Annotated in this window: 5 protein-coding genes and 1 pseudogene; all 6 read right to left on the bottom strand. The window is 56.2% G+C overall.

Annotation, left to right across the window (positions count from 1 at the left end; genetic code table 11):
• Window positions 1–147 (bottom strand): annotated as a pseudogene (locus M0974_RS06230) (response regulator); the annotation flags it as partial.
• 278 nt (window positions 148–425) lie between these two features.
• Window positions 426–1757, bottom strand: coding sequence for a deoxyguanosinetriphosphate triphosphohydrolase (locus M0974_RS06235; RefSeq protein WP_297834105.1), 1332 nt, complete (start codon window positions 1755–1757; stop codon window positions 426–428).
• Window positions 1758–1837: 80 nt separating this feature from the next.
• Complete coding sequence (locus tag M0974_RS06240) at window positions 1838–3001, bottom strand: EAL domain-containing protein (protein WP_297834108.1); 1164 nt, start codon at window positions 2999–3001, stop codon at window positions 1838–1840.
• Between the two features lie 120 nt (window positions 3002–3121).
• The gene (locus M0974_RS06245; protein ID WP_297834111.1) at window positions 3122–3460 is read right to left on the bottom strand and encodes a hypothetical protein; all 339 of its coding nucleotides are present in this window, start codon (window positions 3458–3460) and stop codon (window positions 3122–3124) included.
• On the bottom strand, window positions 3457–3849 hold the full coding sequence (locus M0974_RS06250; RefSeq protein WP_297834113.1) for a phage holin family protein: 393 nt from the start codon (window positions 3847–3849) through the stop codon (window positions 3457–3459). Before M0974_RS06250 ends, M0974_RS06245 begins: the two co-directional genes overlap by 4 nt.
• A gap of 5 nt (window positions 3850–3854) precedes the next feature.
• The coding region (locus tag M0974_RS06255; RefSeq protein WP_297834115.1) for a DUF883 domain-containing protein at window positions 3855–4064 on the bottom strand (210 nt) is incomplete at its 5' end.

Here is a 4064-nt window from a genome sequence, read left to right on the forward strand (position 1 = left end):
GGAGGCTTCCATTGCCAACATCGCTTCGGCAGCGCTCAGCGCCGGGGTCAGCCGGTAATAACCCTGATTATTCAGGAGTATTTGCGTGGCGATGAGCTGAAAAGGGTGGTCTTCCACCAGCAGGATTCGCAGATTTTTTTTTGGCATTAGGGCATTCCGGATTAAAACGATGGCGCGATACGCGCAAACCAACCGGCCGGTCATTGATTCGACTATGACCCATGTGTCTGGTTGATAAATGATCTGGTCATCAATGGCCAAGACCGAGCTGGATTATTCGGCAGTACGGCGCGTTGATCGATAGGACGTTTCTGCGTTGGGTGTAGGCCATGTCTCTAAATTCAGTGTTTGGCCGAGATAATACAGATCATGGGCCGGATGCCCGCCAGAACCTAGGTGGGACATCCGGCGTCCGACTGGATACGTTAAACCGACGTTGAACGCCCCGTCATTTCACCCGCCATCTCACTGGCGTAGCTGTCGGTCATGCCGGCGATGAAGTCGATCATCCGTAGGAATGACGTGTGCAGCGGCCAATGCGGGTCAGGCGCGTTATTCCCCAGAAGGTCGAGGATGCGCCTATGTTTAAACGAAGGCTTACGTCCGCCGAACTGCTCAAGCGCCGCGCCGCAAAAGGCGTTAAGCAGGACCTCAAGGGTGGTGTAGGCGCCGATTTCATGCAGAGTTTTACGTTTGTCCTGAAAGATCTTCTTGCGCGCCATGTCCTTGGCATCTAGCACGCAGCGTTTGGCGGGGCCGTGCATGTGCTCCACCAGATCGCCACTCAAGGTGCCCGCCAACAATGCATCTTGTTGCTCGACGAATGCACGGGCGGCTGCATTGGTCAGGTGTTCGATGGCCTTGCCGCGCAGAATAGCCAGCTTGCGCCGACGTGAATCGCCGGGGCCCAACAGGCGATAAGTCTCCGGAATGTCATCGCCCACCAGACCCAGCAGCAAGGACTCCACCTCGGCGTACTCGAGCAAGTCCATTTCCAGACCGTCCTCGAGATCAATCAAGGCGTAGCAAATGTCATCCGCTGCTTCCATCAGGTAAACCAACGGATGTCGTGCCCAGCGTTGTTCTTCCAGCTGTGGCAGCCCAAGTTTATGGGCGATTTGCTCAAGAATAGGCAACTCGCTCTGGTAGCAGCCGAACTTGTGTTTCTTATAGCCCAAGGAGTCGGCGTGACGCGCGGTCCACGGGTATTTCAAGTAGGTGCCCAAGGTGGCATAAGTCAGTCGGGTGCCGCCATCGAACTGGTGGTACTCCAACTGGGTGAGTACGCGAAAGCCCTGGGCGTTGCCTTCGAAGTTCAAAAAGTCGTTGCGCTCGACTTCGCTCATAGCGTCGAGCCAGCCCCTTCCGGCGGCCTGCAAGAACCAATGGCGAATTGCGTCCTCCCCTGAGTGGCCGAACGGTGGGTTGCCAATATCGTGGGCCAGGCAAGCGGATTGAACGACCATTCCCAAGTCACTGGGCTCGCACCAGTCGGGCAGGGCGTCACGAATGGTTTCACCCACGCGCATACCCAGCGAGCGACCCACACAACTGACTTCCAGCGAGTGGGTCAGGCGTGTATGGATATGATCGTTGCTGGACACCGGATGCACTTGAGTCTTGCGTCCCAGCCTGCGAAATGCGCCGGAGAAGATGATGCGATCATGGTCTTTGTGAAAAGGACTGCGCCCCAGCTCTTGCGGGCTGTGTATGGGTTTACCAAGTCGTTCGCGGTTAAGCAGGGTTTGCCAATCCAAGGCGTTCACTCCATCTGTTGAATGCGCTTAGCTTCCGGGTTCAGTCCTTCGGCTGCAAGCGTTGGATTAGCAACTGTGTATCACAATCCAGCGGCGTCTATATCGATCAGCAGCAGACGTTGGCCATTGCCGAAGAACTGCCCGCCAGTCAGGCAATACTGGTTGCTGGTGGCGTCGCGATAGGTGTTGGACAGGGTCAGGCGGCGGTTATCCCATCCTTCGGCCAGCAATTGGTAGAAATAGGGACGCCAGGACCAGTTATGGCCCAAGTAGCTGGGATCGGCATGCCAGGCGCCGTTTCGCCACTCCAGGTTTGGCGTGAGCTGAGTGCCATGTCGGTCGCACTGGTAAAAACGCAGAAACCAGGGGTACTCGTGTAATTGCGGTAAATCGCTGAGGGGGGCGCCACCTTCTGCCCATATTTGCAGGAGGTCCATCAGTTTGCCCAGTTGCTTACGCAGGGTCATGAGGCGAGCACGCTCATCGACTTTTTTCAGCACATAACGGTCGCGTAACTCGGCGAATCGTTGGACAAATGCATCCGTAGGGGGAAAGTCCAGCTCGCCTTTGGCAAACAGAAACCCCTGAACATAGCGAGAACCGCATTCCAGGGCGAAATCCAGTTCAGCTTCGGTTTCGACACCTTCGGCGATAATCCAGCAACCGGTTTTTTCAGCCATTTGCGCCAGCGCCTTGACCACGTCACTGCTGGGGCCGCCACGGGCTGCTGCCTGAAACAAACGCATGTCGAGCTTTAGAATGTCTGGCTGCAACGCCAATACCCGGTCTAATTGCGAATAACCCGCCCCGAAATCATCGATAGCGATGCGCGCACCTGCTTCGCGATAACGCGCCACAACATTGGCCAGACGCTGACTGTCACCGACCAGTTCAGTGATTTCGTAGACGATGCGTTGTGGCGCCACGCCATGGCGCTGTAATTGTTTGAGGCTCGGTAACGGTTGCGCTGGACGCAAACGGCTAATCCAGCGCGGGGAAATATTGAGGCTCAAGAACCAGTCGGCGGGCACTTCGTGCAATCGACTCAGCGCGTTGTCGCGAATCACCCGATCCAGCCGGCGAAGGACGGTAGGGGAGATTTTCGGGTCAGCGAACAACGGCCCTACGGATAAAAGCTGACCATCACTTTGGCGCAGACGACCTAGCGCTTCAACCCCGGCAATGCGGCCTGTAGCGGTATCGATGAACGGCTGAAAGCATGCTAACGGTTGCCCATCGATCACGAGGACTCCTTAGTAGGTCTTGGAATAGGTCTGTCCGGGCAGGCATTACTAATCACTTCATGCCGAGGCATAAAGTGATTAGTAAGCAAAGCTTTGCAAGAATGCAGCCAGATAGAACAATCAGCGCTTGGGCGGGGAACCCTGTAATACCAGTTTTATCAATGGCATAAGGGTGGTGCTCAGTTTGACCAAGCGGGAAACGCTGTTGAGGCCACCGGCTTTGGTACCTTTGCCGCCGAGAAAACCGAGGAGGGCAACGATGCCCATGCCCCAGAGAGGAGCATGTTTAATGCCCAAGGTGCCTTGCCAATCCTGACTCATGCCACGCATACGTCGTAGCGGCTGCAGCAATTGGCCGGTTTCGTGGCGAATTTCCTGGCGGTGCATTTCCATGCGCAAGCGGATCAATGCCTTGCGCAGTTCGCGTCGAGAGTTGGGTTGCGGTTCGGTCAGGCTCATGGCATCAGTCGCTCACGGTCATTGGCCAGTTCTTCAAGCGTCGCGTGGAAGGGCGAAGACTCATCGAAGATCGCCGCCTTCAAACGCATCCCACAGAACGCAGCCGACACTATGTAAAACAGACAAAGGCCGATAATGCCGGTGAATCGGTAGGTGTCCCACACCAGTATCATTACCAGTGCCGACAAACCGATCAACAGCAATAAGGCAAACACCAATGCCAACCCGGCAAACAGCAGCAGGCTAACGGTACGCGACTTTTGTTCCTGCAGTTCAATGCCGAACAGCTCGACATGGCTGTGCAGCAAGCCAAGAAATGCAGCCCCAAGACGCCGCGATGACGACGTTTGGTCCGCAAGTGGCGGACCTGACTCTGTACCCAAAGCCATAGCCGTCAGCGCCTGGTGGCCAGAAGGCCCAGCAAGAACCCAACGCCGGCCGCAATCCCTACCGATTGCCACGGGTTGCTCTGCACGTAGTCTTCAGTGGCTACCACAGCAGCCTTGCCGCGTTCGCGCAGCGATTCTTCGGTGAGTTTCAGCGTTTCACGTGCCTTGAGAAGGCTTTCGTGAATCTGCCCCCGTAGTTCATCAGCCTGATCACC

The organism is Pseudomonas sp. (assembly GCF_026224925.1).
Lineage (GTDB): Bacteria > Pseudomonadota > Gammaproteobacteria > Pseudomonadales > Pseudomonadaceae > Aquipseudomonas.

Excerpts from the sequence above, each read along its gene's own strand:
- M0974_RS06245 (WP_297834111.1), bottom strand. The coding sequence starts at position 3,460 with ATGAGCCTGACCGAACCGCAACCCAACTCTCGACGCGAACTGCGCAAG.
- M0974_RS06250 (WP_297834113.1), bottom strand. The coding sequence starts at position 3,849 with ATGGCTTTGGGTACAGAGTCAGGTCCGCCACTTGCGGACCAAACGTCG.